The organism is Mycobacterium hubeiense, assembly GCF_002838065.1.
GTDB classification, from domain to species: Bacteria; Actinomycetota; Actinomycetes; order Mycobacteriales; family Mycobacteriaceae; genus Mycobacterium; species Mycobacterium hubeiense.
Map to the genome: position 1 here is coordinate 20,570 of NZ_PIZU01000012.1, position 25,419 is coordinate 45,988.

General features: G+C 66.4%; 34 protein-coding genes. 23 read left to right on the plus strand and 11 right to left on the minus strand.

What is annotated here, in order from left to right:
• Positions 1–217: 217 nt before the first annotated feature.
• From CWS39_RS11490 to CWS39_RS11500, 3 genes are all read left to right on the plus strand, one after another.
• The gene (locus CWS39_RS11490; protein WP_102143050.1) at positions 218–652 is read left to right on the plus strand and encodes a heavy metal-responsive transcriptional regulator; all 435 of its coding nucleotides are present in this window, start codon (positions 218–220) and stop codon (positions 650–652) included.
• Between the two features lie 153 nt (positions 653–805).
• Positions 806–1,015: a hypothetical protein gene (locus CWS39_RS11495; RefSeq protein WP_102143051.1), complete on the plus strand. Its 210-nt coding sequence runs from the start codon at positions 806–808 to the stop codon at positions 1,013–1,015.
• On the plus strand, positions 1,012–1,236 hold the full coding sequence (locus tag CWS39_RS11500) for a hypothetical protein (RefSeq protein ID WP_102143052.1): 225 nt from the start codon (positions 1,012–1,014) through the stop codon (positions 1,234–1,236). Before CWS39_RS11495 ends, CWS39_RS11500 begins: the two co-directional genes overlap by 4 nt.
• Positions 1,237–1,245: 9 nt before the next feature.
• On the opposite strand, the gene CWS39_RS11505 is transcribed toward CWS39_RS11500, so the two are convergent.
• Together CWS39_RS11505 and CWS39_RS11510 are read right to left on the minus strand one after the other, a co-directional pair.
• Positions 1,246–2,445, minus strand: coding sequence for a L,D-transpeptidase (locus tag CWS39_RS11505; protein ID WP_102143053.1), 1,200 nt, complete (start codon positions 2,443–2,445; stop codon positions 1,246–1,248).
• A 137-nt stretch (positions 2,446–2,582) separates the two neighbouring features.
• Positions 2,583–3,422 carry a sulfurtransferase gene (locus CWS39_RS11510; RefSeq protein WP_102143054.1) on the minus strand — a complete coding sequence of 280 codons (840 nt, stop codon included), beginning with the start codon at positions 3,420–3,422 and terminating at the stop codon, positions 2,583–2,585.
• A 348-nt stretch (positions 3,423–3,770) separates the two neighbouring features.
• Between CWS39_RS11510 and CWS39_RS11515 the strand changes: the two genes are divergently transcribed.
• Positions 3,771–4,202 carry a sensor histidine kinase gene (locus tag CWS39_RS11515; RefSeq protein WP_102143140.1) on the plus strand — a complete coding sequence of 144 codons (432 nt, stop codon included), beginning with the start codon at positions 3,771–3,773 and terminating at the stop codon, positions 4,200–4,202.
• Between the two features lie 208 nt (positions 4,203–4,410).
• On the opposite strand, the gene CWS39_RS11520 is transcribed toward CWS39_RS11515, so the two are convergent.
• Entirely contained in the window at positions 4,411–5,373 is a 963-nt protein-coding gene (locus tag CWS39_RS11520) for a M56 family metallopeptidase (protein WP_102143055.1), read from the minus strand.
• Positions 5,370–5,744, minus strand: coding sequence for a BlaI/MecI/CopY family transcriptional regulator (locus CWS39_RS11525; protein ID WP_102143056.1), 375 nt, complete (start codon positions 5,742–5,744; stop codon positions 5,370–5,372). The genes CWS39_RS11520 and CWS39_RS11525 overlap by 4 nt, the downstream gene beginning before the upstream one ends.
• A 117-nt stretch (positions 5,745–5,861) precedes the next feature.
• On the opposite strand from CWS39_RS11525, the gene CWS39_RS11530 reads away from it, so the two are divergent.
• Genes CWS39_RS11530 through CWS39_RS11545 form a run of 4 tightly spaced genes read left to right on the plus strand, consistent with a single transcriptional unit; the run spans position 5,862 to position 9,678 of the window.
• Positions 5,862–6,779, plus strand: a complete 918-nt coding sequence (locus tag CWS39_RS11530; protein ID WP_102143057.1) for a cytochrome c biogenesis protein CcdA — start codon at positions 5,862–5,864, stop codon at positions 6,777–6,779.
• A gap of 36 nt (positions 6,780–6,815) precedes the next feature.
• Positions 6,816–7,493 (plus strand): peroxiredoxin family protein, encoded by a 678-nt coding sequence (locus tag CWS39_RS11535; protein WP_102143058.1) that lies wholly within the window; start codon positions 6,816–6,818, stop codon positions 7,491–7,493.
• On the plus strand, positions 7,490–7,759 hold the full coding sequence (locus CWS39_RS11540; protein ID WP_102143059.1) for a glutaredoxin family protein: 270 nt from the start codon (positions 7,490–7,492) through the stop codon (positions 7,757–7,759). Before CWS39_RS11535 ends, CWS39_RS11540 begins: the two co-directional genes overlap by 4 nt.
• Positions 7,756–9,678 carry a copper resistance CopC/CopD family protein gene (locus tag CWS39_RS11545; protein WP_102143060.1) on the plus strand — a complete coding sequence of 641 codons (1,923 nt, stop codon included), beginning with the start codon at positions 7,756–7,758 and terminating at the stop codon, positions 9,676–9,678. The genes CWS39_RS11540 and CWS39_RS11545 overlap by 4 nt, the downstream gene beginning before the upstream one ends.
• A gap of 15 nt (positions 9,679–9,693) precedes the next feature.
• Here the strand turns inward: CWS39_RS11545 and CWS39_RS11550 are convergent, their stop codons facing one another.
• The 3 genes from CWS39_RS11550 to CWS39_RS11560 all read right to left on the minus strand — a co-directional run bounded on the left by CWS39_RS11550 (position 9,694) and on the right by CWS39_RS11560 (position 10,558).
• Positions 9,694–9,927 carry a hypothetical protein gene (locus CWS39_RS11550; RefSeq protein WP_102143061.1) on the minus strand — a complete coding sequence of 78 codons (234 nt, stop codon included), beginning with the start codon at positions 9,925–9,927 and terminating at the stop codon, positions 9,694–9,696.
• Positions 9,924–10,136 carry a hypothetical protein gene (locus tag CWS39_RS11555; RefSeq protein WP_102143062.1) on the minus strand — a complete coding sequence of 71 codons (213 nt, stop codon included), beginning with the start codon at positions 10,134–10,136 and terminating at the stop codon, positions 9,924–9,926. The genes CWS39_RS11550 and CWS39_RS11555 overlap by 4 nt, the downstream gene beginning before the upstream one ends.
• Positions 10,137–10,240: 104 nt before the next feature.
• Positions 10,241–10,558: a DUF1707 SHOCT-like domain-containing protein gene (locus tag CWS39_RS11560; RefSeq protein ID WP_102143063.1), complete on the minus strand. Its 318-nt coding sequence runs from the start codon at positions 10,556–10,558 to the stop codon at positions 10,241–10,243.
• A 498-nt stretch (positions 10,559–11,056) separates the two neighbouring features.
• Between CWS39_RS11560 and CWS39_RS11565 the strand changes: the two genes are divergently transcribed.
• The 10 genes from CWS39_RS11565 to CWS39_RS11610 all read left to right on the plus strand — a co-directional run bounded on the left by CWS39_RS11565 (position 11,057) and on the right by CWS39_RS11610 (position 20,858).
• Positions 11,057–11,650 (plus strand): TlpA family protein disulfide reductase, encoded by a 594-nt coding sequence (locus CWS39_RS11565; protein WP_102143064.1) that lies wholly within the window; start codon positions 11,057–11,059, stop codon positions 11,648–11,650.
• Positions 11,647–12,441 carry a cytochrome c biogenesis CcdA family protein gene (locus CWS39_RS11570; protein ID WP_102143065.1) on the plus strand — a complete coding sequence of 265 codons (795 nt, stop codon included), beginning with the start codon at positions 11,647–11,649 and terminating at the stop codon, positions 12,439–12,441. Before CWS39_RS11565 ends, CWS39_RS11570 begins: the two co-directional genes overlap by 4 nt.
• Positions 12,442–12,580: 139 nt before the next feature.
• On the plus strand, positions 12,581–12,925 hold the full coding sequence (locus CWS39_RS11575) for an NADH-quinone oxidoreductase subunit A (RefSeq protein ID WP_102143066.1): 345 nt from the start codon (positions 12,581–12,583) through the stop codon (positions 12,923–12,925).
• A complete protein-coding gene (locus tag CWS39_RS29525; RefSeq protein ID WP_233213459.1) occupies positions 12,916–14,301 on the plus strand; it encodes a hypothetical protein in 1,386 nt (461 codons plus the stop codon). The genes CWS39_RS11575 and CWS39_RS29525 overlap by 10 nt, the downstream gene beginning before the upstream one ends.
• Positions 14,294–15,223, plus strand: a complete 930-nt coding sequence (locus CWS39_RS11585) for an NADH-quinone oxidoreductase subunit H (protein WP_102143067.1) — start codon at positions 14,294–14,296, stop codon at positions 15,221–15,223. Before CWS39_RS29525 ends, CWS39_RS11585 begins: the two co-directional genes overlap by 8 nt.
• Positions 15,224–15,229: 6 nt before the next feature.
• Positions 15,230–15,793 (plus strand): NADH-quinone oxidoreductase subunit J, encoded by a 564-nt coding sequence (locus CWS39_RS11590; RefSeq protein ID WP_102143068.1) that lies wholly within the window; start codon positions 15,230–15,232, stop codon positions 15,791–15,793.
• Positions 15,790–16,092: an NADH-quinone oxidoreductase subunit NuoK gene (locus CWS39_RS11595; RefSeq protein ID WP_102143069.1), complete on the plus strand. Its 303-nt coding sequence runs from the start codon at positions 15,790–15,792 to the stop codon at positions 16,090–16,092. Before CWS39_RS11590 ends, CWS39_RS11595 begins: the two co-directional genes overlap by 4 nt.
• Before the next feature lie 7 nt (positions 16,093–16,099).
• The gene (locus tag CWS39_RS11600) at positions 16,100–17,950 is read left to right on the plus strand and encodes a proton-conducting transporter transmembrane domain-containing protein (protein ID WP_102143070.1); all 1,851 of its coding nucleotides are present in this window, start codon (positions 16,100–16,102) and stop codon (positions 17,948–17,950) included.
• A gap of 4 nt (positions 17,951–17,954) precedes the next feature.
• Complete coding sequence (locus tag CWS39_RS11605) at positions 17,955–19,445, plus strand: complex I subunit 4 family protein (protein WP_102143071.1); 1,491 nt, start codon at positions 17,955–17,957, stop codon at positions 19,443–19,445.
• A gap of 21 nt (positions 19,446–19,466) precedes the next feature.
• Entirely contained in the window at positions 19,467–20,858 is a 1,392-nt protein-coding gene (locus CWS39_RS11610; RefSeq protein ID WP_102143142.1) for an NADH-quinone oxidoreductase subunit N, read from the plus strand.
• Between the two features lie 99 nt (positions 20,859–20,957).
• On the opposite strand, the gene CWS39_RS11615 is transcribed toward CWS39_RS11610, so the two are convergent.
• Positions 20,958–21,476 (minus strand): DUF1942 domain-containing protein, encoded by a 519-nt coding sequence (locus tag CWS39_RS11615; RefSeq protein ID WP_233213460.1) that lies wholly within the window; start codon positions 21,474–21,476, stop codon positions 20,958–20,960.
• A 405-nt stretch (positions 21,477–21,881) separates the two neighbouring features.
• On the opposite strand from CWS39_RS11615, the gene CWS39_RS11620 reads away from it, so the two are divergent.
• The 3 genes from CWS39_RS11620 to CWS39_RS11630 all read left to right on the plus strand — a co-directional run bounded on the left by CWS39_RS11620 (position 21,882) and on the right by CWS39_RS11630 (position 22,933).
• Positions 21,882–22,091: a heavy-metal-associated domain-containing protein gene (locus CWS39_RS11620; RefSeq protein ID WP_102143073.1), complete on the plus strand. Its 210-nt coding sequence runs from the start codon at positions 21,882–21,884 to the stop codon at positions 22,089–22,091.
• A gap of 98 nt (positions 22,092–22,189) precedes the next feature.
• Positions 22,190–22,429, plus strand: coding sequence for a YHS domain-containing protein (locus tag CWS39_RS11625; protein ID WP_102143074.1), 240 nt, complete (start codon positions 22,190–22,192; stop codon positions 22,427–22,429).
• Between the two features lie 177 nt (positions 22,430–22,606).
• Complete coding sequence (locus tag CWS39_RS11630; RefSeq protein WP_013470201.1) at positions 22,607–22,933, plus strand: metal-sensitive transcriptional regulator; 327 nt, start codon at positions 22,607–22,609, stop codon at positions 22,931–22,933.
• A 14-nt stretch (positions 22,934–22,947) separates the two neighbouring features.
• On the opposite strand, the gene CWS39_RS11635 is transcribed toward CWS39_RS11630, so the two are convergent.
• Positions 22,948–23,355: a four-helix bundle copper-binding protein gene (locus tag CWS39_RS11635; protein WP_102143143.1), complete on the minus strand. Its 408-nt coding sequence runs from the start codon at positions 23,353–23,355 to the stop codon at positions 22,948–22,950.
• A 409-nt stretch (positions 23,356–23,764) separates the two neighbouring features.
• On the opposite strand from CWS39_RS11635, the gene CWS39_RS11640 reads away from it, so the two are divergent.
• Positions 23,765–23,968 (plus strand): hypothetical protein, encoded by a 204-nt coding sequence (locus tag CWS39_RS11640; protein ID WP_102143075.1) that lies wholly within the window; start codon positions 23,765–23,767, stop codon positions 23,966–23,968.
• A gap of 87 nt (positions 23,969–24,055) precedes the next feature.
• On the opposite strand, the gene CWS39_RS11645 is transcribed toward CWS39_RS11640, so the two are convergent.
• Complete coding sequence (locus CWS39_RS11645) at positions 24,056–24,511, minus strand: rhodanese-like domain-containing protein (protein ID WP_102143144.1); 456 nt, start codon at positions 24,509–24,511, stop codon at positions 24,056–24,058.
• A gap of 189 nt (positions 24,512–24,700) precedes the next feature.
• Here CWS39_RS11645 and CWS39_RS29155 point away from each other — a divergent pair, with 189 nt between their 5' ends.
• Entirely contained in the window at positions 24,701–24,856 is a 156-nt protein-coding gene (locus CWS39_RS29155) for a hypothetical protein (RefSeq protein ID WP_199178075.1), read from the plus strand.
• Between the two features lie 192 nt (positions 24,857–25,048).
• Here the strand turns inward: CWS39_RS29155 and CWS39_RS11650 are convergent, their stop codons facing one another.
• The gene (locus tag CWS39_RS11650; RefSeq protein ID WP_102143076.1) at positions 25,049–25,348 is read right to left on the minus strand and encodes a hypothetical protein; all 300 of its coding nucleotides are present in this window, start codon (positions 25,346–25,348) and stop codon (positions 25,049–25,051) included.
• Positions 25,349–25,419: the final 71 nt, after the last annotated feature.

Sequence of the window (25,419 nt, forward strand, 5' to 3'; positions counted from 1 at the left end):
CAACCACCGGCGAGTAGAACAGCGAGCAGCAGCACGTACGCCGACGCGGCAGACGCTCTCACCGGCCCGCCTCGGCACGGCCTGTCCGATCGCGGCTCACGATGCTCGACGACAAATGGCGCACCGGTCCTCGCACGGTATGCCGCCTTCCGCTCATGTCGTGTTGGTTGCCCCACACGCTAAACATTCCAGTACGGTGGAATGTCAAGGAGGTGTGATGAGGATCGGCGAACTCGCCCGCCGCGCCGATACGACCGCCAAGACCATCCGGTTCTACGAGCAGGCCGGTCTGCTGCCCGCCCCGGCCCGCACGTCGGGTGGATACCGCGACTACGGACCCGAATACGTCGACCGGCTGATATTTGTCCGCCGCGCCCAGTCCGCCGGGCTGTCGCTGCGCGAGGTGCGTCAGGTGCTGGCCATCGCCGACCGCGGCGACGCGCCTTGCGAACACGTGGTGAGCATCCTGCAAGCTCGGCTCGATCAGGTGCGGGCCACGCTCGCTGAATTGGCCACCCTAGAAGCCAATCTGGCTGCGTTGCTCGAGCACGCCGACACTGCCGAGCCCGTCGAGGAGGCCGGGGTCTGTTGGATCCTCGAAAGCGCCGCGACCGGTCTCGGCACCAATGGCCACCCGGCGGTCCAGGCGTGACCGAATCCAGTGCCCCGCTGATGAGCGCCGTGGGGTGCTACGCGCGAGGATATCGCGGCACCGCGGTCATCTGATCTACTATGTAGGTACGTAGAGCGTAGCGGTGGGACGCGGGCTTCTTCGCTCGGATCGCCGCGCAGTTGGGAGTGCACGATGGAATCGGCTTTTTACACGCTCGCATTGTTGGCCTGCCCGGTCGGGATGGGCCTGATGATGTGGATGATGATGCGCGGCCACAACAAAGGCACCACCGGCGAAGCCCAGGGGCGCGAGGACCGCAGCGAGGTGGATGCGCTGCGGGCCGAGATCGACGCGCTTAAAGCCGACCGCGCCGCTCGAACGCCGCCGCACCGGCAACCATGAATACCTGGCTGGCGGCCGCCGTCGCGGCAGCGGCGATCTCACTCACCTACTTCTTCTGCGTCCGCCCAACGTTGCGTGGCCGCGGCGGCTGCGCGATGACCGAACGTGCCGGCGAGCGCAGCGACCGGGACCGTGAGATCGCCGAGCTGCGTGAGGAACTGCGGGTGTTGCGGGCTCAAGACGCCTTGGATCGTCACTCGCCGCCACCTGCCGGCGAGTGACGCGGGAGCTCACGTGGTCAGCGCGGATTTCGATGTCCACTCCGGCCACGTCAGTGTCCAGTCGTAGTAGTCGCCGTCGGCGCCGGACAGTGGTTGGGTGCTGCCGATGACTTCGACGGGATCGCCGGTCATCGCGGTCTGGTAGTAGGCGATGGCGTCGTCGGGGGCGAGATTTACACAGCCGTGCGAGACGTTCTGCGTGCCCTGGGCCCACACCGACCACGGCGCAGAGTGGATGAACTCGCCGTTGTTGGAGACCCGCACCGCCCACTGCACGGGTAAGTCCGTGTAGTCGAACTTCGGGTTGCTGAACAGTGTCGCCGGGGTCTTTTCCATCACCACGTGGGTGCCGCCGCGGGTGACGCGCTCTGGGTCGCTGTCGAGCCCGTAGCTGGCCGGGTAGTCGGCGACCTGCTCGCCGTCGCGGATGACCGTGAAGCGGTGGGTCTGGGTGTCGGCCCGCGCGATCTGCGACCGGCCGATCGCGAATTGCGCGGTGAGATCGTCAGCGCCGTAGGCGTTTTCGCCGAACGGCACGCCGTAGAGCTTGGCTGTCACGGTGACCGCAGTGTCCGGCTGCCAGTACACCTTCGGGCGCCAGTGCACGGTGCGGTCGTCCAGCCATGCCCACGCACCCTCGGTGGGTTTCGACGTCTGCACGCTCAACGCCTGCTCGACTGCGGCCCTGTCGGTCACCGCCACGTCGAAGGTCAGCGCGATTGGCATGGCAACTCCGTAGGTCTGCCCGTCGCCGGTGTTGAGCCGAGCGCTCACATGCCGTGCAGGGGTGAGCGTGGTGAATGACCCGGTGATCGGGGCCGCGGCTCCGTCCGCACCATTGACCCGCCCGGACCACGTGTAGGTCTTGCCGTAGCCAAGCGGCTCGGTGATCCGGAAGCTGGTGCGGTCACCGGCGAGTTGCCCGGCGACGACCTTGCCGTCCGGATTCGTCAGCGCTACCTGTTCGATCGCGCCGTGGACCACGGTGATCGCCACCGGCACGACCGGGCTCACGCCGGCCGCGCCGATCGCGGGACTTGCGATGATGGTGGCTGTCGGCGCGACGGGGACATTGGCGACGGTGGTGTTGGACGCGACGGGCGCACGTGGGCCGCCGGGGTCCACCGACGGCGCTGGATCGACTGTCCCCCACGCGACGAGAGCCGTCGCTGCGAGGGCCGCACATAGGGCAATCGATCGTCGACGCATTGGCGGCCTCTCCGTTCCGGCAACCTACTAGCGTAGATAGTACGAAATTTCACCGTAAGTAATGGTGCGCCGCGCGCTGACGTCGGCGATCCGCATGGCGGCCGGTTTAGTTAGTTAGCAGCTGACCGGCACCGGTCTCATTGACCGTCGCCGAGTGCGATCGGCACACCGACGAGGGAGCCGTATTCGGTCCAGCTGCCGTCGTAGTTCTTGACGTCGTGGTGTCCGAGCAGCTCGTGCAGCACGAACCAGGTGTGCGAGCACCGTTCACCGATGCGGCAGTAGGCGATGGTCGGCTTGGATCCGTCAAGGCCGGCGTGGGTGTAGATGGCGGTGAGGTCTTCGTCGGACTTGAATGTGCCGTCCTCGTTGGCGGCCCTGCTCCACGGCACGTTGAGTGCGCCGGGGATGTGCCCGGCCCGCTGTGCTTGCTCCTGCGGCAGGTGCGCCGGGGCCAGGATCTTGCCGGAGAACTCGTCGGGCGAGCGCACGTCGACCAGGTTCTTGTTACCGATGGCGGCGAGCACCTCGTCGCGGAACGCGCGGATGCTGTTGTCGGGTGCCTTTGCCTTGTATTGGGTGGTCTGACGGCTCACAGCCTCGGTGGACAGGGGGCGGCCGTCGAGTTCCCATTTCTTGCGGCCGCCGTCGACGAGTTTGACCTTGTCGTGGCCGTAGAGCTTGAAGTACCAGTAGGCGTAGGCGGCGAACCAGTTGTTGTTCCCGCCGTACAGGATCACGGTGTTGTCGTTGGAGATGCCGCGTTCACTGAGCAGTTCTGAGAATTGGTCCTGGTTGACGAAGTCCCGGCGCACCGGGTCTTGCAGGTCGAGCTTCCAGTCGAGCTTGACTGCCCCGTCGATGTGGCCGCCGTCGTAGGCGGTGGTGTCCTCGTCGACCTCGACGAACACGATGTTTGGGTTGTCGGTGTTCAGCTCGGCCCACTCGGCGGTGACCAAGACGTCGTTGCGGCTCATATGGTTACTCCTCTTATCCGGTTGGTGGCGGTTTCATCTACTGATCTCGATAGTAGATTCGTTATTGACCTGATGGGTACGGGGATTGTGGGCATCGAGGCGATGATCACGTGACCGCCGAGTGGCGATCCGGCAACGCTGACGTCGACGGACGTCTCACGCGCGGTTGGCTTCTCGGCCATTTCTTTCCCGACGAACACGACGTCCGCCATACCGACGCGGTCGAGGTCAAGTGGGCGGCAAAGACTGCCGGTGATGAACGCGAAGGCTGGGTCACCCACGAAACAAGAACGACCCTGTTGCTGCTGATCGGGGACATTTCCGAATCACGTTTCCCGCGCCGGTGCTGTGAAGCTCCGCAACCGCGGCGACTACGCGGTATGGGGTCCGGGCGTCGGTCACACCTGGCGCGCCCTGGAGGTGACGGTCGAGGGTGACCCCGATCGATTGCGCCAAATCGTCACAAACCTACTCACCAATGCCGCGAAGTTCGTGTCCTCTGGAGGAACTGTCACCGTGGCCGTGCGCAGCGACGACCACTGGGCCGAGCTGACGGTCGCGGAAACCGGTCCCGGTATCGCGCGCGATGAGCTTCCCCACGTCTTCGAACGCTTCTTCCGTAGCCGCACCGCAGGGGCCGGCGGCTCCGGGATCGGCCTCGCGGTTGTCGCCGAACTCGCCAAAGCCCATGGCGGCGACATCTCGGTCGACAGCGAACTTGGCCGGGGTAGCACGTTCAGAGTGCGGCTGCCGACGATGGCCCCGCCGGGTTCACCCTGAATTGCTTCCAAGTTCCACGATTTCAGATAGTACGTGTCAAATTGTGTATACATGGAACGCTTGGGCTGCATACGAATCGTGTACTGCTGCAACGCATTTTGAGGCGTCAGCCCAGCGGGATGGGTCTGGTAAGGCGTCGCGCCGATCCCGGCGCTGAAACCCGACGGGTCCGTTGTGCCGAACTAGCCAACTAACAGACCGCGCCCGCTCAGGCGGTGAAGGGCCCGCACGCGGTGAAACCCGACGACGCCGCCCACACAGTCAGCACGGGAGCTGCGACAACAACGCCCGTGAACGCGGCCATTAGCAGTCGGGCGCGGAGCCGGCCCGCCGTTGTGTCGGGGTCGGCGAGCCTGGTGACCCGTTCGCACAGCCCGATAGTGGTCGCGCCCAGTGCGGTGGCCGGGATCGGGTCAGCTCCGGCAAGGGCGACAATGGCTGCCAGTAGTGACGCGGGGCCGTGGCGGCGGGCGGCGGTGTCATCGGCGCACATTTCCAGTAGTCGCGCGATCTCCGCATGTGCGACGGTAAACAACCGGATCCGTGGAAGGCTCGCGGCCAAGGCCCGGGTCGCGGTGAGCAGCAGATGATGTCGCCCAGCCAAGTGCGCGCGCTCATGGGCCAATACCGCGTCCAGCTGCGGACGCTCCAGCGCGGCGACCGCCGCGCTGGTGATCACGACCGTGCCGGGCCGCCCGCCCAGGCAGTACGCCATCTTCTGCGGCGCATCGACAACCAGGCCGTCGACACCGGCGACTCGGCGGCCGATGATGCGTGCCGACTGAGCATGCCGACGGGTGCGCACTCGCGCTCTGATCACGAATCGTCCGATGCGGGATGCCAGCGCCACCACGACGGCCGACAACACCACCGTCGCCGCGGCCAGACCAATCTGCATCGCCGGCCCGCTCTGTCCTGTTGCGGCTGAGCGCACCTCGGCCAGACACGCGGCCACTGCCAGCGGATCGGGTCGATTCCACGTGCGCGCGGTGTGTACGGCCAGCGCAACGGCGGCGCCGGTCCATGATGCGAGGACGCTGGTCAACACGATCAGCCACACCGCGACGGCGGCGCCCGGGGCGGCGCCGCCGCGAGTCAGATTCGGCAGTAACCGCGGCGCCAACACACACACCACTGCCCCGTAGAGGAGCAGGCAGATCGCGACGCTCACCGCGTGCGCTTCCGGGTGGCCAAGCGACGCAACACTTTCCGAAGCGCAGCGGATTCATCGTCGCTGAACTGCTCCAGGAAGTGTGTCAGGACCAGGTCCGAGCGACCGCCGTCGTCAAGCGCGTCCCGCATCAGCTGGGCGCTGTACTGCTCGCGGGTCAGGCTCGGCCAGTACAGGTACGCCTTTCCGTGGCGTTCCCGCGACAGCCATCCCTTGCGATGCAGGTTATCCATCGTCGACATCACCGTCGTGTAGGCGATCTCACGGTGATGACGCAGATCCTCGAACACCTCCCGTACCGGCGTGGCGCCCTCGCGCATCCACAGGCAGTCCATCACCACCGCCTCAAGATCGCCGAAACCGCGTGCCACCGGTCCTCCTCGTTTCTGCCCGCTTAGCTTACTTGGTGCCGCAGGTACTATCTACGTACGGAGATCGTATTCAGGTTGCGCATGCGATCGCGATGACAACTAGCCAAGGAACCGTCGATGGGTGAATTGCTGATCGGGACGACACTGCTGGCGTCGTTCCTGGGTGGGCTGGTGGCGCTGCTGGCGCCGTGCTGCGTGTCGGTGATGCTGCCCGCCTATCTGGCGACCGGTTTTCGGCATCGCGGCGGTGTCGTCCCCGCCACGCTGGTGTTCGGCCTCGGTGTGGCGACGTTGATCCTGCCGATCGGGCTGGGCGCCTCGGCGCTGAGCCGGTTGTTGTTCGGCGGGCACGTGTGGGTGTTTTCGATCGGCGGCAGTTTGATGATCGCCGCCGGTCTCGCGGTATTGGTGGGATGGAGCCCGAAGCTGCCGATGCCCGGCGTCCGCGCTGTCCGCACCGGCAGCTTCCGGTCCGCCTACCTGCTCGGGGTGTTCTCCGGGGCGGCGTCGGCGTGCTGCGCGCCGGTGCTGGTCGGGGTGGCTGTGCTGTCCGGGGCCGCGGCCTCGTTTCCGGTTGCTCTGGCCGTCGGGTTGGCCTATGTCGCCGGCATGGTCGCCCCTCTCGCAGTTATCGCCTTGATCTGGGACGCGCGGCGGGAAAGGGCTACCCAGGCCCTGACCGACAAAACCATCGTGTTGGGGTGGGGCGCCCACCGGCGCGCCCTACCTCTGGGCACCGCCATCAGCGGCGCGTTGATGATCGCGATGGGAATCTTGGCGATAGTGCTGGCTGTCACCGGCCCCGGTATGCCCAGCGGCGGCTGGCAAACCGGACTGTCCGGCTGGCTGCAACACCTCAGCGCCGCGACGTTGCGCGCCTTGTCGTGGCTGCCCGGCTGGGCAGTGATCGCGGTTCTAGCCGCAGTTTTCGCCGTCCTGATTGGCCGCTCCATGCGACGTGCATCGAGCCCGCCGCCAAGCCGCGACGAGGCTGAACTACAGGACACAGGCTCGACTAAGGAGGAACACCAGTGAGCAAGCCCAAGCGCGAAAAAGGCTCGGCCGACACCGATGTCGCGACAACAACACAAGGGTCAGGCCGCAGGCGCTTCGGTGTCGCGGGCATACCGCGGCGGTCGCATGGTCACGGCGGCCATGGTTGCGGTGGTCGCGATTGTCGCCGTCGTGGTGCTGTATCTGGTGTACCGAGGCGGCTCGACGGCACCGGATTCCGCGGCATCAGGCAGCGGCTATCCGCACGTGGCCGGTGAGCCTAGCGTGGGCGCGCCGGCGCCGGCGTTCACGCTGAACTCCGGTGATGGCAGACCCGTGAGCTTGAACGACTACCGGGGTCGCACGGTGCTGCTGTATTTCCAGGAAGGCCTGTCGTGTCAGCCGTGCTGGGACCAGATCCGCGACCTGGAACAGAATCAGTCCGCACTGCGCGCGGCGGGCGTGGACGCGGTGGTGTCGATCACCACCGACCCCGCGACGCTGATCGGGCGCAAGGCCGCCGACGAGAGACTCACGACGCCGATACTGTCGGACCCCGACCTGGCGGTGTCACGCGCGTATGACGCCAACAAATACGGGATGATGGGCGACATGCGTGACGGGCACACCTTCGTGCTAGTCGGCCCCGATGGCACGATCCAATGGCGCGCCGACTACGGTGGCGCACCCGACTATACGATGTTCTTGCCGACCGACAAGATGCTCGCAGACCTCAACACGGAGCGCATTCAGTGACCTTGCCGGTGCAGATTACGCTGCTCACGCAAACGTCTTGTGCGCTTTGCGAACTCGCCAAGGGCATCCTTGACCGCCTCAGCCAGGAATACCCGCTGTCGGTGACCGAGGTCGACCTGCGCAGCGACATGGGCCGACGACTTGCCGCCGATGCCGCAGTGATGTTCGCCCCCGGCGTTCTCGTCGACGGCGAACCATTCTCCTACGGTCGGCTCTCCGAACGAAAACTTCGGCGACTATTGGATCGCCGCGCAGCCATGACATGACCATCTGGTTCCGCCGCGCCGCCGGGGTCCTCGGCATTCTGGGGGCTGTGGCTGTCCTTGGTCTCGGTGTCGCGGGGCCAGCGGCTGCCCATCCGACGTTGCTGTTCACCGAACCTGCCGCTGAAACTGCGGTATCCGTTGCGCCGGAATCGATCACACTGATATTCAACGAGCGGGTCACCATCGGTGCCGACCCTGTCGTCGTACTGGGTAAGGACGGTCGTGCGGTACCAACCGGTGCCCCGACCACTGCGCGAGACGGCCAAGTCGTCACTGCACGCCCGGCCGCGCCGCTGCCGCCGGGCAGCTACACGGTGCGCTGGCGCGTTACTGGAACCGACGGGGACCTCGTAGAAGACGGGTTCAGGTTTGGTGTCGGCTATGCGCTGTCCGCCGCCCCAGGTGCCGGCACAGCATCGACCGCCTGGTGGTCCGCCGCGCTGCGGTGGGTGTTGTTCGCAGGGTTAGCGATCGCGTTCGGCGGGCTGATCGCCCAACGATTCATCGCAACCGCGCGCGCCGAGAAGCCGGCGCTCGTCGAACCACGGTCACCGATCACCGGCGCCCTTGTGGCCGCGCTGGCCGCGACCGCCGGGCTTGCCACCCAGGTGGTCGCCGAGGCGGGTCAACTCAGTGCCCTGTGGCGCAGCGGAACCGGAGCGATCGTGTCGGTCGAGGCGGCCGGACTGGCCGCGGCACTGGCCTTGACGCGGATGCGGCCGCGCGCGTGGGCGTTGCTGCCGCTGCTGGTGGTCGTCGGCGCAGAAGGGTGGCGATCGCACGCCCACGCCGCAGCCGGGGTGTGGGGCGCGGTGCTCACCGCAGTCCACCTGGCAGCTGCCGCGGTCTGGGTCGGCGCGCTGGTGGCGACGACGCTGGCGGTGCTCGCCTGGCGACGCGAAGCCGCCGCGGTGCGTTGGGTGCTCACCGGTTACATGCGGCTGGCGGTGTGGACGTTTGTCGTCGTCATCGGCACCGGCGCGGTGTCCGCACTCGTGTTGCTGCCGCTGTCACAGGTGTTCGCCACCAACTACGGCCGCGCGCTGCTCGTCAAACTCGCACTGGTGGCCACCGCGGCGGCACTCGCCCTGACCGCGCGGTGGATCCTTCGCGACGAAGCCCGTATGGCCAAGCTCCCCAAAGCGATTCGGGCCGAAAGCCTCACCCTGATCGTGGTGCTGGCGCTCAGCGCAACGCTGGTGTCCACGCCGCCGGTGCGCGGCGCGGTCCAGCCCGCACCGCCGCCGCCGCCAGGTCCGGTGCTGCCGTTGGGGGCACTCGCCGGCCAAATCGGCGTCGCCGTCGCCGCCAGCGACGGACAACTGGTGGTGCGACTGTCCGCACCGCGGCGGGGAGACTACTACGCCGCCGAACCCGACCGAAAGTACACGCTCTCCGGGCGGCTCGACCGAACCGATGGCGACGACACGGCACTCGCGTTTCGTGGCTGCGGGCAAGGATGCTTTGTGGCCGACGCGGCCTGGAGTGACGGCGACAATGTGCTCAGCCTGGCCGCCGGCGCCGACGACGCCAAGAGCGCGCCGGTCAGCCTACTGATCCCGTGGCCAACCCTGCCCGGCGCCGAGGAGCTCGGCCGCGCCGTGGCCGCCACCCGCGCCGCCGGGCAGATCACCGTCCACGAGTCGGTCACCAGCGACACCACGTCCGGCCCGAATAAACCCAAACCGCTTGACCTATCGGCTGAGTTCTTTGTCTCCCAACAGCCCTACGCAGGCGGCAACGCTCCCCAGGCGGTCCGCCTCGCCGGCAGCGGGCCAACCCGGCTCGCCCTCGGATACCCCGCCGCATCGATCAACGTAGTGCTCACACTCGATGACGCCGGCCGAATCGCCGACGAAACACTCACCGACCCCAGCCATCTCGTCACCCAACGCATCGTGTATCAGGACGACGAATGACGCTCGTCCACCGCTTTAGCCGTCGGCGGATGGGGGCGCCTGTCGGCGTAACTGTTCTTGGGCCCGCAGTATCCGCAGGTCCTCACGTAAATCGGCGATCTCCCGCTTCGTCACGCCCCGCTGCTGTTCGCGGCTCGCGCCTCCGGACATTCCGCAGTGACCGCGGCCGCGCATCATCGGCCGCACACAGAAGAAGTAGGTGAACCCGATCGCCGCAGCGGCGACCAGAGCCGCCGCCCAGGTGCTCATGGCCGCGGGGGTTGCGGTGTATCCGCTGTGCGCTCGGCCTTGAGCGCCTCGATCTCCGCCCGCAGTGCGTCGACATCGCTGCGATCTGCGGAGCCGCTCTCGGCCTGGTCCGCGGGGCTCCTACTCTGCCCCCGCATCATCATGAACATCATCAATCCCATCCCTACCGGGCAGGCCAGCAGGGCCAGGCTGTAGAGCACCGAAGACATCGTGAACTCCTCAACTGTGCACCGGCCTGCATGTGCAGACCGTCCCGCACCTATGTTCTACGTATCTACATAGTAGACGCTTCAGCGGCGGTTTGGTGCTGTGATTACCAGCCGCAGCCCACGCCACCCATCGGGCCCGCAGTCGCCACCGCGGCCAGACCGAGAAGTGCTACCGCGACTGCAGCGAGGATCAGTGCGGTCCAAATCGCGCGCGGGATCTGCTTGCTCGCATCCGAATTCGCATCGGGCGGCAGGTCGGCGGTCTGTACGGCGAGTTCCCCCATTGTGCGTGACCTGTATACGCAGGCGGCGCGCTCAGCGAATTCGTCTATGCTCAACCGGCCGGCCGCGGTGTGGCGTTGCAGTTCGGCCAGGACCCGTTCACGGTCGGCGTCGGCGGCCCGAATGTCCACTGCCTGCATGATCAGTTCCTCCCGAATGCGAGATCGGACTCGTCATCTACGTACTTACATAGTAACCGCGGCAGCTATGCCGCCGGTCGGCTTAGTGACCGCATTCATACCGAGCCGCTCACGCGCGACTGACCATGAGCGCGGGTGGCATGTCACACGACGGTGGAATCGATCGCGTGCCAGCCGGTGGCTCCGTCGGCGCCGGGATTGAGTGGGGCGACCCGCTCCTCGACCTGAACCTCGCCGGTGCCAGGCTCCTCCATATGGAAAGCACCGCTACCTTCCGTAACTACTGCGTAGCTGAGTAGGTCGCCGAATTTGGCGGTCCGCATCGGTCCCCAGGGATGCGATTTACTACGCCGATTCGTAACGGCTAGACCTTTCGTGCGGCGCGACGAACAGCAGTCCTCCAAGGGCCGCGCACCGTGGGCTAGATCCACTGCCCTACCATCTACGTACACAGGTAGTAGAGAGACCCGGACCGGGTCTGTTACCAGCGGAGACCCGATGCCGAACCACCTGCGGGCACTGGCCTTGTGCGCCATCATCATGGCCGCTCTTATGGCGGCTGGATGCGCAACTGGACGCGATGCTGTCGCGCAGGGTGGCACGTTCGAGTTCGTGTCACCAGGTGGTAAGACCGACCTCTTCTACGATCCGCCGGAGTCTCGAGGCAGCATCGGCGACCTCTCGGGCCCCGCGCTGATGGACGATCGACCGATCCGTCTATCCGATTTCGCCGGGAAGGTAGTGGTGATCAACATCTGGGGGTCCTGGTGCGCTCCCTGTCGCACCGAAACTCCTGAGCTCGAGAAGGTGTTCGGTGAAACTGAAGCCCTCGGCGTGGCATTCCTAGGCATCGACGTGCGCGATGACCGTTCTGCCGCCAAGGATTTCGTCAGCGACCGTAATGTCCGCTACCCGTCGATCTTCGACCCTGCGATGCGCAGCTTGATCGCCCTCGGCAAGGGCTACCCCACCAGCGTCGTGCCCACCACGCTGGTGCTCGACCGCAAACACCGGGTCGCTGCCGTCTTCTTGAGGGCGCTGCTGGCCGAGGATCTGCGGCCGGTCGTGCAGCGGATTGCGGCAGAGCCGTGAGCGCACATGCCCAGGGCATCGGTGACGCTTTCGGCGCCGCGGCGGCGTCTGGGCCGTTGGTGCTCGGGCTGGGCGCGGCCGCGCTGGCCGGCACCGTGTCGTTCGCGTCTCCGTGTTGCATCCCCTTGGTGCCCGGCTATCTGTCCTACCTCGCCGGCGCCGCAGGGGCTAACGGCTCACCAGATGAGCCGCCGACAGTGCGGGATTCGTGGCGTGCAGCCGGTGCTGCCCTCCTGTTTGTCGCCGGGTTCACCGTCGTGTTTGTTGCAGCGACGGCGTCAGTGTTCGGATTGATCGGCGCACTGGCACTCAACAGCAATCTGCTGCAACAGATCGGCGGAGTAATCACCATCGTCATGGGCCTGGTATTCATCGGGTTCATCCCAATGCTGCAGCGCGACATCAGGTTTCACCCACGCCGGGTGACCGGCATTGTGGGAGCACCGCTGCTCGGCGCGACATTCGGGCTCGGCTGGACGCCCTGCTTGGGACCCACGCTGGCCGGCGTCCTCTCCGTTGCCGCCGGCACGCAAGGGGTAACCGCGGCACGCGGTGTGCTACTCATCGTTGCTTACTGCCTCGGCCTTGGCGTGCCATTTGTCCTGCTGGCGTTGGGCACGAGCGCGATGCAGCGCTGGTTGGGGTGGCTCCGGCGCAACACCCGGCGCATACAAATTGCCGGCGGAGTCATGTTGATCGCCGTTGGTATCGCATTGGTCACCGGAGAATGGGCCGTTTTCGTCGGTTGGATCCGCGATCAACTCGTGACGACGACCGTACTGCCGATATGAGAGCTGTTCCAGACGAGCGAGCTGATCGAACTGGATCCGCATCTCCCTTGCATTAAATACCCCCACGGGGTACGTCTAGAGGGCGCGCATAAATTCAGTCCGCGTCACAGCGCGGAGATTGCGACCGCGGGAGGTGCGGGTGTACGCGGGGTTGATGTGGACCTTGCTGGTCGCCGTCGCCGGCGTCACGAGTGCCTATGGTGCGCACCGACTTACGGCGGTGTCTTCTAGGCCGCTGATCTCGCTGCCCTTCCAATCGGGATGGGCGCCCGAGGAGCACGCGTTGTCGCGCTATCACGTCCGCTGGTACCTGGCCACGCTAGTGTTCCTGGCCTTCGACGTCGAAATGCTGTTCATGTATCCCTGGGCGGTCGTCGTCGTCGAGATGGGCGCCACCGCGGTCATCGAGATGTTTCTGTTTCTGGCCGCGCTGCTCGTCGCGGTCACCTGGGCATGGCGAGAGGGTGCGCTGCGGTGGACCTGAATCGATGGCTGGCCAAGTACGCCGCCCGGCGCCCGCATGTGTTCATCGCCGAGCTGCCAGGCAATTGGGCGCTTCGCGCCGCAACACAGAACCTGATCGCTGCGCGCGGATGGCGGCAAGCCGTCTCACCGGCCGGCGCCGACGTGTTGGCGGTCTGTGGAACCGCGGCCGACGATGAGTTCGACGACCTTATCGATCGCCTCTGGGACCAGCTGCCAGGCCCCCGCGCTCGGGTCGACATCCGAGATCTGTCGGCGACGCGCTCACAACTGGACCGAGCGGCTGGCGTCCTTATCGACGCCAGGTGGCAGCGCACAGATGCCCGCGACCGAATACAGTCCGCCGCGCCGATGCCTCAGCACGACGCCGGCGCCGAAGGTCACCACATGCCCCACAGCGCCGCCGGGCACGGCCGCCCGGCCGACAGTGGCTCCTCTGAAACAGCCCACGGCGGCCATGATGCGAACGGAGACGACGGCAGCGACGACCCCGCAACCCATCACCAAAAGAGGCAGGGTGACCCTTCGCCACACGGCGGCTCAGATCGTCACCATCCCGAGCAGGACAGCCACGAGCCGGCTGACCACAGCGCACACCAGCATCACGACCACGGCGCACACGGTGACCCCGGCGAGGATGGTCATCACGACGTGGGGCACAGCGGTCACCACATGGACCACGGCGATATGGAAATGGCGCCGGCGGGAATCGCGTTGGCCCAGGGCGGTGAAGACCGCGACGGCTTGGAGATGGACGAGCTGCACGTGCGGCTGGGTCCGTTCCTCGCGTACTGGCCAGCCGGGCTGGTGCTGCGTTGCGCGCTGCAGGGCGATGTCATCACCACTGCCCAGCCTCAGCTGATGGGCGCCGCCTCCAACGAACAACCGCAGCCGCCGCTGAGCAGCTGGATGCAGGCAGCCCGCCACACCGACCATATCGTCGACCTCTTGGAGCTGGCCGGCTGGCCTCGCGCGGCCGCGCGCGCACGACGGCTACGCGAGGTACTGCTGGGTGGCACCGTCGACAGCCGCGCCGCCCGCCAACAGGCCGGCGCGTTGGCCACCGTGGTGCGCCGCTCTCGGGTGCTGCGGTGGGCGCTGCGCGACCTCGCCCCAATCGCGGTCGATGACATCGACCGATACGGAATGCCCGCGGCTCTGGCCGGAGATACCTACGATCGGCTGCTCACAAGGCTCGACGTGGTGCAACGTGCGGTTGGAGACGAGGCCGATGCGCCCCAGTTGCACGTGCCCGACGGCGCCGTCGAGGACATGCTGCCCGACCTGGTCGAGGGTTTAGACGTGGCCACGGCACGGCTGGTGGTCGCCGGATTAGGTATCGAGCTGTCACCCGCGGAGCGGGGTCAGCATGCCTGAGGCGACGACAGTCAGTGGCGTGTGGGCGCTGGCGGCCGCTGCCCTGTTGGCCGTGCTCGTCCTGTTCGCGGCGAGCCTGGACAGCACTCTTTCCGCACGGGCCAACGGCGCGAGCGGCGCGGTGGCCGCACCGCTGTTTGAGGCGGCCCGCCTGATGCGTCAGCGTCGCCGGACCCTGGTGGCTGCCGACAAGCTGCTGTGGCGCATCGGGTGCGTCGGCCCGATCGTGGTCGCTCTGCTGATGATTGTCGTTGTGCCGCTGGGCCGTTGGACGCTGCTGGACCTTGATGTCGGCGTCATGTGGGTCAACGCCGTTGACGTGATGATGTGGGCGGTGGTGTGGCTGGCCGGCTGGGGACCCAATTCGGTGCATTCGTTGATTGGCGGCTATCGGTTCCTCGCCCACGCGCTGGGTTATGAACTGCCGTTGATGTTCGCCCTTGTCGCGCCCGCCGTGGCGGCGGGCAGCTTGCGCGTCGGCGACGTGGCCAGCGCCCAGCACGACCTGTGGTTCGTGGTGTGGATGCCGGTCGCATTCGTGGCGTATTGCCTTGGTGTGTTGGCGTTTTCGGTGTGGGGCCCGTTCAGCCCGGCGCTTGGGGACGACCTCGCCGGTGGCATGACTGCCGAGCTGTCCGGGGTTGACCGGCTGGTGTTCGTCGCGGGCCGCTACGCCGTTCTGGTCGCCGGGGCGGCGTTCGCCGTGCCGATGTTTCTCGGCGGCGGCGCCGGACCGCTGCTGCCCGACTGGATGTGGTCTGTTGTGAAAACCGTTGCGCTGCTTAGCGTGTTGGTGTGGCTGCGGCGAGCGATACCCGCGCTGCGGCCGGACAAGTTCATGGAGGTCGGCTGGGTGGTGTTGTTGCCAGCCGTTTTGGCCCAAGACTTAGTGGTGGCGGTCATCGCCATCTGGAGGAGTTGACACACCATGATTGTTCATATCGTGTTCTGGCTGCTCGCGGTCATCGCCGTCGCTGCCGGTGCCGCGGTGTTCTGGGTGGATTCGATGGCGCGCGCAACATATGCGCTGGCGAGTTCGTTCATTGCGGTCGGTGTCGCAGTTGTTCTGCTGCAGCAGAACTACATCGGCGTGGTCACCATCTTGATGATGGTGATGGAGATGGCGGTGATGGCGGTCTACATGGTCATGTTCATGGGCATGAATCCGGCGCTGATGCCGATGAGCATGGTTCACGACAACCGCCGCGCACTAGTCGCTGCCGGGGCCACCTTTGTCTTCCTGGCTTCTGGGATTGTGCTGATCGACTGGCCCGCCCGGCAGGGCCAGCCGCCGCCGGACGTCACCATGGCACTCGGCGAGGCGTTGATGGGTCCGCACATGCTGACGATGGCGGTGATCAGCCCGGTGATGGTCGCCACGATCGTGGCCGGGGTGGTGTTGGCGGCCGCCCGTACCCGTTACGACCGTTTCGGTGACGATCTCAAACACCGCCCCGCACGTGACCCGCAACCCGGAGGGGTGGGCCGATGACCTTGCAGACGGTGTTGTTGGTGGCGGCAGCGGTGTTCAGCGTCGGGCTCTACGGTGCGCTGTCTCAGCAAGTTGTGGTGATGGTGATGATGGGCCTGGAGTTGATGATCAACGCGATCATCCTTGCCGGCGCGGGGTTTTGGTGGTTTGTGATGCCGGCGCCCAGCGGCCAGGTGTTGCTGCTGGTGGTCATCGCCGCCATGACGGTGGAGATGGCGATGGGGTTCGCGGTGGCCACGGCGCTGCACCGGGAGCGTCGCGCGGACATGACCGATATGGCAGCCGAGCTTTCCGGATGAGCAGCACGTGAGCTCGGCGCTGCTGTGGCTGCTGGTCGCTGCGCCGGCCGCGGTCGGAGTCGGTTTGTTGATCTGCCGCCGCGACGATCGGTGGGTCGACGTGATTTCGATGGTCACCGCGCTTGGGTGCGTCGCTGTGTCGGTCGTGGTGTCGGTGGCGCGGCCGTCGGTGCAAGTGGCGTTCATGGCTGGCGCGCCCTTTGGTCTTGGGGTCGACGTGCTCGCCGGGACCGTGCTGCCGGCGGTCACCACCGTGACGTTGCTGGTGTTGATGTTTTCTGCCGGGAACATCCGCGAGGCGCGGGGCCGGTTTCACGGGTTGATGCTGGTGTTCGCCGCCGCCGCCATCCTGACGGTGACCGCCGCGACGCTGCCCGCGCTGCTGCTGGGTTGGGAGGTGATGGGGGCGGCATCGTACGCCCTGATCGGGTTTTGGTGGCGCGAGCAATACCGCGTATCGGATGGGCTCACCGCGTTCGTGACCACCCGCACCGCCGATCTTGGCCTGTATCTGGCCGCCGGCGCCGCGCTGGCTGGCGGCGCTGGGATGGCGCTGGGCAGTTTCGCCGATGCGCGGGGTGGGTGGCGCGATGTGATCGCGCTCGGGGTGCTCGTGTCGGCGCTCGGCAAGGCGGCGCAGCTGCCGTTCTCCTTTTGGCTGTCGCGGGCGATGTCGGGTCCCAGTCCTGTTAGCGCCCTGCTGCATTCGGCGGCGATGGTGGCGATGGGCGGATTCTTGTTGTTGCGGACGCAACCCTTGCTGGCCGCCACCGGCTGGGCGGCGACCGCGGCGGCATGGGCGGGAGTGCTCACCGCAGTCGTTATCGGCGCTGTCGCGGTCGCCCAGCGCGACATCAAGCAGCTGCTCGCCGCGTCCACCGCAGCGCAGCTGGGATTCGTGGTGATGGCCGCGGGGGTGGCGGCCGTCGGCGGGGGCGCCGCGCACCTGGTTGCGCACGCCGCCACCAAGGCCGGCTTGTTCCTCGCCGCGGGCGCTTGGTTGTCGCTGCTGGGCACCCAGCGTCTGGACGACTTGCACGGTGTGGCGCGGCGCTGGCGGGTGGTGGGGTGGTCGGCGACGATCGCGGCACTGACGTTGGCGGGGGTTGCGCCGCTGTCGTTGTGGGCTACCAAGGATGCGGTGTTGACTGCTGCCGCGCAGCACTCGCCCGTGTTGTACGTGTTGGGGTTACTGGCCTCGGCGCTGTCGGCGGCGTATGCGGCGAAGATGCTGGTGGTGATCTGGGCGCGGCCCTCGACGGAGCTGACGGCCACGTCGCCGGCCGCGGCGGCCCGCCCCGTCCCACGCCGGCACACCGGGCTCGAGCAGGCGCCGCTTGTGGTCCTGGCCGCGGGGGCAATGTTTTTGGGTGTGCTGGCTCTGCCGCCGGTGGGGTCCATCGTTGCGCGTGCGCTCGACGGCGAGCAGCCGATCACTCATCCCGGCGTGGCCGAGCTGGTCGGTTCGGCGGCCCTTGCTCTCATCGTGGTGGCCGCGGTGGCGCGCTGGGGCGTGCCCGAACCGCGTTGGGCTGCATCCTGGTTGGGCCTTCAGCGCGCCGCGCACCTGCTGGTGGTCGCCCCGACCATGGCTGCCGCCCGGGTGGCGGCCCGATTCGATGACACGGTGCTCGACCGGGCGGTCGACGCCACGGCGATCGTGGTGTTGCGCGCGGCGGGCCGGGCCGCTCGGACCGACACCGGGGCGGTGGACCGCGCGGTGGAGGCGGTGGCCGCGCGGGTGGGACGGTTCGGTCAGCTGGCGCGCCGACCGCAAACCGGGCAGCTGCATCAGTACTACTTGGCCGCCGGAGTGCTGCTGGTCGCCGGCTTCGTGCTCATCGTGACGGTGAGGTGACGTCGTGCTCAGTGTGATCGTGTTCTTGCCGCTGGCCGCTGCGCTGGCGCTGCTGGCCGCGCCCCGGTTGGCCGGGCGCGCCGCCAACGCGATGTGGGTGGCGGTCACCGTGATCGACGTGGCGCTCGTCGTGGTGGTGTGGGCGCGCTACGACGCCCCGGCGGTCAACGAGTTGGCGTTCGAGGAGCAGGTCCCGTGGATCCCCGGCGTCAACAGCAGCTACCACATCGGCGTTGATGGTTTGTCGCTGCCGCTGGTGGTGATGACCGCGGTGATCTTCCTGGCCTGCGCGATCTACGGGCTGCGCAATGAGGACCGGCCCAGGTTGCAGGCCGCGTTGTTTCTGTTCCTGCAAAGCGTCAGCCTCGGGTTGTTCGTCGCCGCGGATCTGATCTTGTTCTTCGTCTTCTTCGATTTGTCGATCGTGGCGATGTACTTCGTCATCGCCGGCTGGGGACACGGCGACGCGGCCCGCTCGGCGCTGAAGTTCTTCCTGTATACGTTCCTGGGATCGCTGGCGCTGCTGGTGGGCTTTATCGGCCTATATATCGCCGCCGATCCGCATACCTTCGACATGGTCGAGTTGGCGGCGACCACACCGTTGGCGCGCAGCCCGCTGGCGGGCGGCTTGGTGTTGGCCGCGATCCTGCTCGGACTGGCGGTCAAGACACCCACCGTCCCCTTCCACACGTGGCTGCCGCCGGCGCACACCGACGCGCCTGCCGTCGGGTCGGCGGTGCTGGCCGGGGTGCTGCTGAAAATGGGCACGTACGGGTTCGTGCGGATCGCGATGCCGATGCTGCCGCAGGCATGGCGCGAGTGGGCGTGGCCGATCATCGCCGTCGGGGTCGTATCGGTGATCTACGGGGCGCTGGTCGCGCTGGCCCAAAACGACCTCAAACGCATGATCGCCTACACCTCGGTCAACCACATGGGCTACGTCGTGGTGGCCGTCGGCGCTGCCGGGCTGACCGCGGCGGGCACCGCCGACGCGCGAGGGGTCGCGGTGGTCGGTGCGGTCACCCAGATGGTCAGCCACGGCCTGATCACGGCCGCCCTGTTTCTGCTCGCCGGGGTGTTCTATGACCGGGCGGGCAGCTATGACATGGACTCCTACGGCGGCCTGGCCGGCTCGGCGCCCAAACTCGCCGCGCTGTTCGCCGTGGGCGCGTTCGCCTCACTGGGATTGCCGGGGTTTTCCGGTTTCATCGCCGAATTCCAGATCTTCGCCGGCAGCATCGCCGCCTCTCCGGTCACGGCGCTGGCTCTGCCCGGCATTCTGCTTACCGCCGCGCTGTTTCTGCGCGCGCTGCAACGCGTCTTCACCGGTCCCACGCGTGGGCATGCTGTCGACTTCACCGACGTGCGGGTCCCTGAGACCGCTTCGGTGTCAATCCTTCTCGTGCTCAGTGTGGCCATCGGCCTGGTTCCCCGACCGCTGCTGGACCTGATCGAACCGGCCGCTGCCGCGCTGGTGGCGCTCGTCGGGAGATAAGCGGTGAATCCCGAGGCGGCAATGCGGCCACTGCTTGTGGCGCCGGAGATGATGATGTTCGGCGCCGGTCTGGTGGCGCTGATCGCGGGGTCGTTTCTGCGCCGGCAGCGGCAGTGGTGGGTCGGCGTCATGGCGGTCGCGGTGCAGGCCGGCGTCATCGGTGTCGCTGTGGTGCAGATGGTCGGCCCGGATCAAATGGCTTTCGAGGGCGCGTTTTCCGTCGACACCGCGACGGGCGTGGCGCGGATCGCCTGTGCGGCTGGATTGTTGTTGATTTGGGCGGTGGCCGGTGCGGAGATGCGGGATTCGCCGCGGGAAGCCGAAACCTATGCGCTGCTGATGTTTTCGGCCAGCGGGGTCCTGGTTCTGGCTGGCGCGGAGGACCTGTTGCTGCTGGTGGCCGGATACTTTCTGGCCAGTATCCCGCTCTACGGGCTAGTGGGATTGGTGCGCTCGGCCGCCGCGGCCGAGGCCGCCATGAAGGCCTATCTGATGGGTGCGTTGTTCGGGATCTTGCTGATGTTGGGCGTCACGATTCTTTACGGCCTGACCGGCGCGACGCGTTACCCGCAGCTGGCGATGGCCCTGGGCGGCGCTCCGGCGGTGGCGGTCGCGGCCGGAGTGGTCGGGGTGCTGGCGGGCCTGATGTTCGAGGCCGGTGGTGTGCCGGCGCACTTTTGGGTGCCCGACGCCGCGCAGGGCGCCAACGCCACGGCCGCGACCTTTCTGACCACCGTGCCCAAGATCGGGGCCCTGGTGGCGCTGTATCGGCTCTCCACTGTTCTGCCGGACACCCTGGCGTGGCCGGTGTTGATCGCCGTATTTGCGGTCGCCAGTATGACTTTGGGGAACCTGGCTGCCTATTGGCAGCAGGATCCGCGCCGGCTTCTGGGGTGGTCCACGGTCAGCCAGGTCGGCTATCTTCTCGTGCCGATCACCGTCGCCGGCAGCAGCGAGTTGGCGCTGCCCTCGCTGCTGTTTTACCTGGGCGGCTATACCGTCACGAACATCGCGGCGTTCGCAGTGACCGCGGCGCTGCCGGGGCGCCGCGATCTCGATTCCTATCGCGGCTTGGCCCGAACCCGCCCGTGGCTGGCGGGCGCGCTGGTCGTGGCGCTACTGGGTCTGGTGGGCACCCCGCCGACCGCGGTGTTCATCGGCAAGGTCACCACCGCCGCCGCAGCCTGGGACGGTCGGTATGCGTGGCTGGCCGTCGTGGTGTTCGTCAACACGCTGGTCAGCCTGTTCTACTACCTGCGCTGGATCATCCCTGCCTTCGCGCGCCCCGACGCGGCCGGCGATGCCGACGAACCGGCGGCCCAGCATTGGCCCGCCCGCGCCGCGGTGTTGGCCGCCGCGCTCAGCCTCCTTCTGGGCATCATCGCCGGGCCGGTTTGGCAGCTAGTGACCTGAGCCGCATCGTCATCGATGCAGGTTTCGCGCAGCGATATGACCGGACAGTGTCCGGAAGTCATTGCAGGACAAGGGCAACACAGCCCATGTGATGAGTCACTACATGGTGCCTGTGCAGTGGGGACAGTCGTCCATCGGCATCGGCATCGCCATTTGCATCGGCATCATCATGTTGCCGTTGCAGCACCACATCATCGCCGGAGTCGACCCGCCATTGGTGTAGATGACCGCCATCGGATCGGCACCCGTCACATCGAAATAGACCTTGCCGGTCGAAGTCTGGCCTTGGCTGATGGTTGCGCCGGAAATGGAGCTGGGACTGGCCAGCTGCCACAACACCTGATAGCGCTCACCGGAAGCCGACACCGCATAAACGTTGGGAATGATCGGTGTCACGGTCCCCGTGATCACTTCCACCGAGGCTGTGGCCTCCCACAGCCGACCGGCCACTGGATAGCCGGGCACTGGATCGGTACTGGCGCGCAGGTCACTGACCGACCACTGCTGGACCACCGCACCACCGGCATCTGTCAGCTGCTGAGGAGATCCGAACCGATGAGGGCAACTTTCAGGCGCCGCGCTCGCCGTCGGCATACCGACGCCTACCGCCACCAGCATCGCCGCCCCGGCGACAAAGATCCTTGCCAATCTGCACACGAATGTCGTCCTTTCAGCATGGGGAACCGCGGTCAGTCCGCGCCGCCCGCCATCCTATCTACGTACCCACACCGTAGAACAACAGGCCCGGAGATGACCGGCGCTCGCGGTGCGAGCCTGCACATGGCGTCGCCAACCCGCTTCCAGCGGACATCCGTTCCTGGCTGTGGCCAAGACCCGAATGACCGGAACTGGCGGAATACCCATGGGGGGTATATTGTCTTTCTACAACGGATACCCCACCGGGGTATGAAAGGAGTCGTGTCATGTGCGCAAGCAAATGATCACCGGCTGGCGCCCTCGCAATGCGGCCGAAGGCGCTGCCTACACAGTCACCGCCCACAGCTAGCGAGGAAGGAATACACCATGGCCACCAGCGAATACCAGGTCACCGGCATGACCTGCGGGCACTGCGAGATGTCGGTGCGCGAGGAAGTCGGTGAGATCGACGGTGTCGAGCAGGTCGACGTCAGCGCGGCGACCGGCAAGCTGGTCGTCACCAGCACCGAGCCGATCGACGACGCGGCTGTACTCGCCGCTGTCGACGACGCTGGCTATACCGCGGTGCGCGTCTGACGACTTGTTCACCGCTCAAAGACCCCTGGACAGCCAAACCGCCACGTCGGCAGCGATTGGCCGACGTCTGAGGCCGAACCCGAAAGGACACCCCAACCATGACAAATCACGGCGCTGTCACCGACACCAGCCATCACCACCACGAACACGACCACGACCCGGTGGATCCGGGCGTCGACGCAGCCGAGTGCCCGGTCATGCCCGGGCGGTTCGTGGCCAAGGCCAAAGCTGAAGCCAAGGGCTGGGTCCGCCAGTACGCCGGGCGCACCTACTGGCTGTGCTGCGCTGGATGCGTCCCTAAGTTTGACGCCGACCCGGCGAAATACGCTGTTGCCTAACCCTTCATCGGCGATGGGTGGTGTGGCGCCCGGCGCAGATGCGCGCGGCGGCCATCACCCATCGCCGCATTTCGCGCGACAATATCTGTGAACTACATCGGAACAGGAATCCGCTGGGATACGCCTAAGGCTGCGGTCCCGGGTGTCAATCCCGGGTGCACCATCTGGGAGGAACAAATGCCCACATCAGCAACGAAACCCACACCCGCGCAGACGCCGCCGCGGCATGGCTACATGACGGACAAGGACCGCTACCTTGACCGTCTCAAGCGCATCGAGGGACAGGTGCGAGGAGTGCACCGGATGGTCGCAGACGAGCAGTACTGCATCGACATCCTCACCCAAGTCAGCGCGCTGACCCGGGCACTGCAAGCGGTGGCGCTCGGCCTGCTCGACGATCACCTCAAACACTGCGTACTCGACGCCGCGCACGCCGGGGGCGATGACGCCGACGCCAAGATCAAAGAGGCCACCGACGCCATCAACCGGCTGGTGCGCTCGTGAGTCGCAGGACGCGATCAGCCCAGTGACGTCATCAACTGCCGGCAGGCCTGCTCACAACGGCGGCAGGACTCCGCGCAAATGCGGCAGTGCTCATGATGACCGGCGTGGCGGTCACACTCGTCCCCGCAGGACCGACATGCCGTGGCACACGCCTCCAGCACCACGCGGGTCAGATTGGCGTCATAACCGGTATGGCGGGACAGCACCTGCCCGGTCGCCGCGCACACATCGGCACAGTCGAGGTTGGTGCGCACACAGGTGGTGAGCTGCTGCACCGAATCTTCACTGAGGCAGGCGTCGGCGCACGCCGTACACGCTTGCGCGCACTCCAGACACGCCTCGATACAGGACGTCAACGCGGCACGGTCGATACCACCCAGGTCTTGCGGATAAGTTTCAAGCATCTTGCTCGCGGTACTCATACCGTCCTCCATTTCCATGGCACGTATTCGCATGGCTGACCGTGGCGGGGCCCACGGTCCACAGCCGCATACCCATCACCCCTATGGCCAAACCCCGTTTCGGCGATGGGTAGCCGCCCCTGCAGCACACAACAGCTTCAGCGGCTCTCGCACCGAATGCTGTTGATACGAAGCGGCTTTCGAAGGGAAACCAGCATACCTGGCCAACTTCTTGACCGCGTTGGACGCTGTGGAGGGTCGCGACGAACGACGCTGCTGCGGCCAGGCCCTGTGTGCTAGCCACGCTGTCATGGCACCCAGGCGTCGCGTCGAGCGTGAGGTCGAATCGATTAGCATCTGTGTACCAGAACAGTAGATGTAGTGCGGGCCGTCAACGCCACGGTCCGCCGGGCCAGCCCAATGGAGGGATGTGGGAAGGCTTCAAGCCATCGACCGCCAACTCGAACTGCTCAGCGCGGTCAGCGCGTCCATTCGCAGGCTCGGTGGCCACCCCGACACCTCCTTGATCGATGAGCTTCTCGATGAACGCTGGGAATGCCAGTGGCAGCTACGCGACGTGCCGGCCACGGCAAGGACGGACCACGGTGCTGCAGCCTTTCGTGACGCCGGCTAACCCATGTCGTCGGGGGCGTAGGCACGACTCAGACTTCCTGTGACGACGGGGCGCAGCCGGGCCCCGGTTCGTCGAGCCGCAGAATGGTCAGCGCCACACCAGGGTGCGGCCGCTTTGCTGCCACGCTTGCATTCCGCCGGCTAACTCCACCACGTCGTGATACCCCAGGTTCGCCAGGGTGGTGGCGGCGATAGTGCTCATCCGTCCGGTACGGCAGTAGACCGCCAGCGCACTGCTGCGAACGGTCGGCAACCTATTGATCTGCGCCTCGATTTGGTCGAACGGAATGCTGAGATCCGTGCCGGCGATGTCGCCTTCGTAGGGCACGTGCACGTTGATGGTGACCCGCTCGGGTGCGGCGATAACCTCGGCGAATTGTTGCGGTCCGACAGAGCGCAGTGCGCGAGCCGCAGTATCGGTCTGTCCCACCGGCGGCGGTGTCGCCGACGATGTCAGCGGTTCGGCGGGAGAACCGCAGCCAACCAGTGTCAGCACCGCACCGACGATGGCGACGTGGACACGCACTCTCAGGATCAACGACATCACCTCCACTATCGTACTAACCGCGATAGTAGGTCGAAGGCTGGCCCCACCACGTCATCGTGACGACGCTGAATCGGGATCGCACTCTCCCCTCCGCTGCCAGAGCCGTCGTGGGCTGTACGTGGCACCCGATCAACGGATACCCTTCGGGGGTATTTCGTGGTGTTCTGGTGTGGAGAGGAGCTAGGGATGAGCACAGCTGTGAAGCCCAAGGCGGCGGGGCTGGTACGCGTTGCGCGGCATCCAATGGTTCGCGCGGTCGTCAAGTGCGCGGTGATGTGTGCACTTGGCGCCAACACCCGGCAACGGCGCGCCGTGAAGCACGACAACAAGTGCTGCCCATGAGCACCGCGCTTTGGGTGCCCTATCGCCGTCCGTCGATGACGAGTGATCCACCGCATCTGAATTGAACGCGTTAGCGGCGGGTTCAGTTCGGCGCGGATGCACGGTGGCGGTGTTCCGTCACCACCGTGGCGCCGGATCCCAGAAGCGGGGAGGGGATGGCCCCGATGATGAGATCACCCCTCCCCCGCCAGGTCAGCAGGAAGCGTCGACGTAGACCGTCGTGTACAAAACCCGCTCAACAGTTTGGTCGCGCCGATTCTGGCGAAACTCGGTGACCTCGCGGCCCGGGCGCACCGCGCTGACCGTGCACTGCTCCAGCGGTGCTGTCCCCACCTTATTGAGGATCACCTTGTAGCCGTTGGACTCCAGTCTGTTGACAGTGTCCTGGGCCGAGTCGGGCCCGGCCGGCGCTGCGGCGGCCGGCTGTGCCGCTGCGATCATGAATGTGGCGATACCCGACAGAGCAATAGTCGCCAGTGCGGTCATCTTCACGGTTTTCTCCTTTCGCGTACTTCAACGCATATACGGCTGCGCTCAGTACGTAGCTAATTAGTAGCTACTTC

Bases quoted from the DNA above. Each gene is read 5' to 3' on its own strand.
- CWS39_RS11530 (WP_102143057.1), top strand. From the start codon at position 5,862: ATGGGTGAATTGCTGATCGGGACGACACTGCTGGCGTCGTTCCTGGGT.
- CWS39_RS11510 (WP_102143054.1), bottom strand. From the start codon at position 3,422: ATGAGCCGCAACGACGTCTTGGTCACCGCCGAGTGGGCCGAGCTGAAC.
- CWS39_RS11625 (WP_102143074.1), top strand. From the start codon at position 22,190: ATGACAAATCACGGCGCTGTCACCGACACCAGCCATCACCACCACGAA.
- CWS39_RS11645 (WP_102143144.1), bottom strand. From the start codon at position 24,511: ATGTCGTTGATCCTGAGAGTGCGTGTCCACGTCGCCATCGTCGGTGCG.
- CWS39_RS11550 (WP_102143061.1), bottom strand. From the start codon at position 9,927: ATGAGCACCTGGGCGGCGGCTCTGGTCGCCGCTGCGGCGATCGGGTTC.
- CWS39_RS29155 (WP_199178075.1), top strand. From the start codon at position 24,701: ATGAGCACAGCTGTGAAGCCCAAGGCGGCGGGGCTGGTACGCGTTGCG.
- CWS39_RS11555 (WP_102143062.1), bottom strand. From the start codon at position 10,136: ATGTCTTCGGTGCTCTACAGCCTGGCCCTGCTGGCCTGCCCGGTAGGG.
- CWS39_RS11610 (WP_102143142.1), top strand. From the start codon at position 19,467: ATGCGGCCACTGCTTGTGGCGCCGGAGATGATGATGTTCGGCGCCGGT.
- CWS39_RS11500 (WP_102143052.1), top strand. From the start codon at position 1,012: ATGAATACCTGGCTGGCGGCCGCCGTCGCGGCAGCGGCGATCTCACTC.
- CWS39_RS11535 (WP_102143058.1), top strand. From the start codon at position 6,816: ATGTCGCGACAACAACACAAGGGTCAGGCCGCAGGCGCTTCGGTGTCG.
- CWS39_RS11560 (WP_102143063.1), bottom strand. From the start codon at position 10,558: ATGCAGGCAGTGGACATTCGGGCCGCCGACGCCGACCGTGAACGGGTC.
- CWS39_RS11565 (WP_102143064.1), top strand. From the start codon at position 11,057: ATGCCGAACCACCTGCGGGCACTGGCCTTGTGCGCCATCATCATGGCC.
- CWS39_RS11620 (WP_102143073.1), top strand. From the start codon at position 21,882: ATGGCCACCAGCGAATACCAGGTCACCGGCATGACCTGCGGGCACTGC.
- CWS39_RS11505 (WP_102143053.1), bottom strand. From the start codon at position 2,445: ATGCGTCGACGATCGATTGCCCTATGTGCGGCCCTCGCAGCGACGGCT.
- CWS39_RS11490 (WP_102143050.1), top strand. From the start codon at position 218: ATGAGGATCGGCGAACTCGCCCGCCGCGCCGATACGACCGCCAAGACC.
- CWS39_RS11635 (WP_102143143.1), bottom strand. From the start codon at position 23,355: ATGAGTACCGCGAGCAAGATGCTTGAAACTTATCCGCAAGACCTGGGT.
- CWS39_RS11590 (WP_102143068.1), top strand. From the start codon at position 15,230: ATGATTGTTCATATCGTGTTCTGGCTGCTCGCGGTCATCGCCGTCGCT.
- CWS39_RS11495 (WP_102143051.1), top strand. From the start codon at position 806: ATGGAATCGGCTTTTTACACGCTCGCATTGTTGGCCTGCCCGGTCGGG.
- CWS39_RS11630 (WP_013470201.1), top strand. From the start codon at position 22,607: ATGCCCACATCAGCAACGAAACCCACACCCGCGCAGACGCCGCCGCGG.
- CWS39_RS11595 (WP_102143069.1), top strand. From the start codon at position 15,790: ATGACCTTGCAGACGGTGTTGTTGGTGGCGGCAGCGGTGTTCAGCGTC.
- CWS39_RS11545 (WP_102143060.1), top strand. From the start codon at position 7,756: ATGACCATCTGGTTCCGCCGCGCCGCCGGGGTCCTCGGCATTCTGGGG.
- CWS39_RS11615 (WP_233213460.1), bottom strand. From the start codon at position 21,476: ATGCTGGTGGCGGTAGGCGTCGGTATGCCGACGGCGAGCGCGGCGCCT.
- CWS39_RS11585 (WP_102143067.1), top strand. From the start codon at position 14,294: ATGCCTGAGGCGACGACAGTCAGTGGCGTGTGGGCGCTGGCGGCCGCT.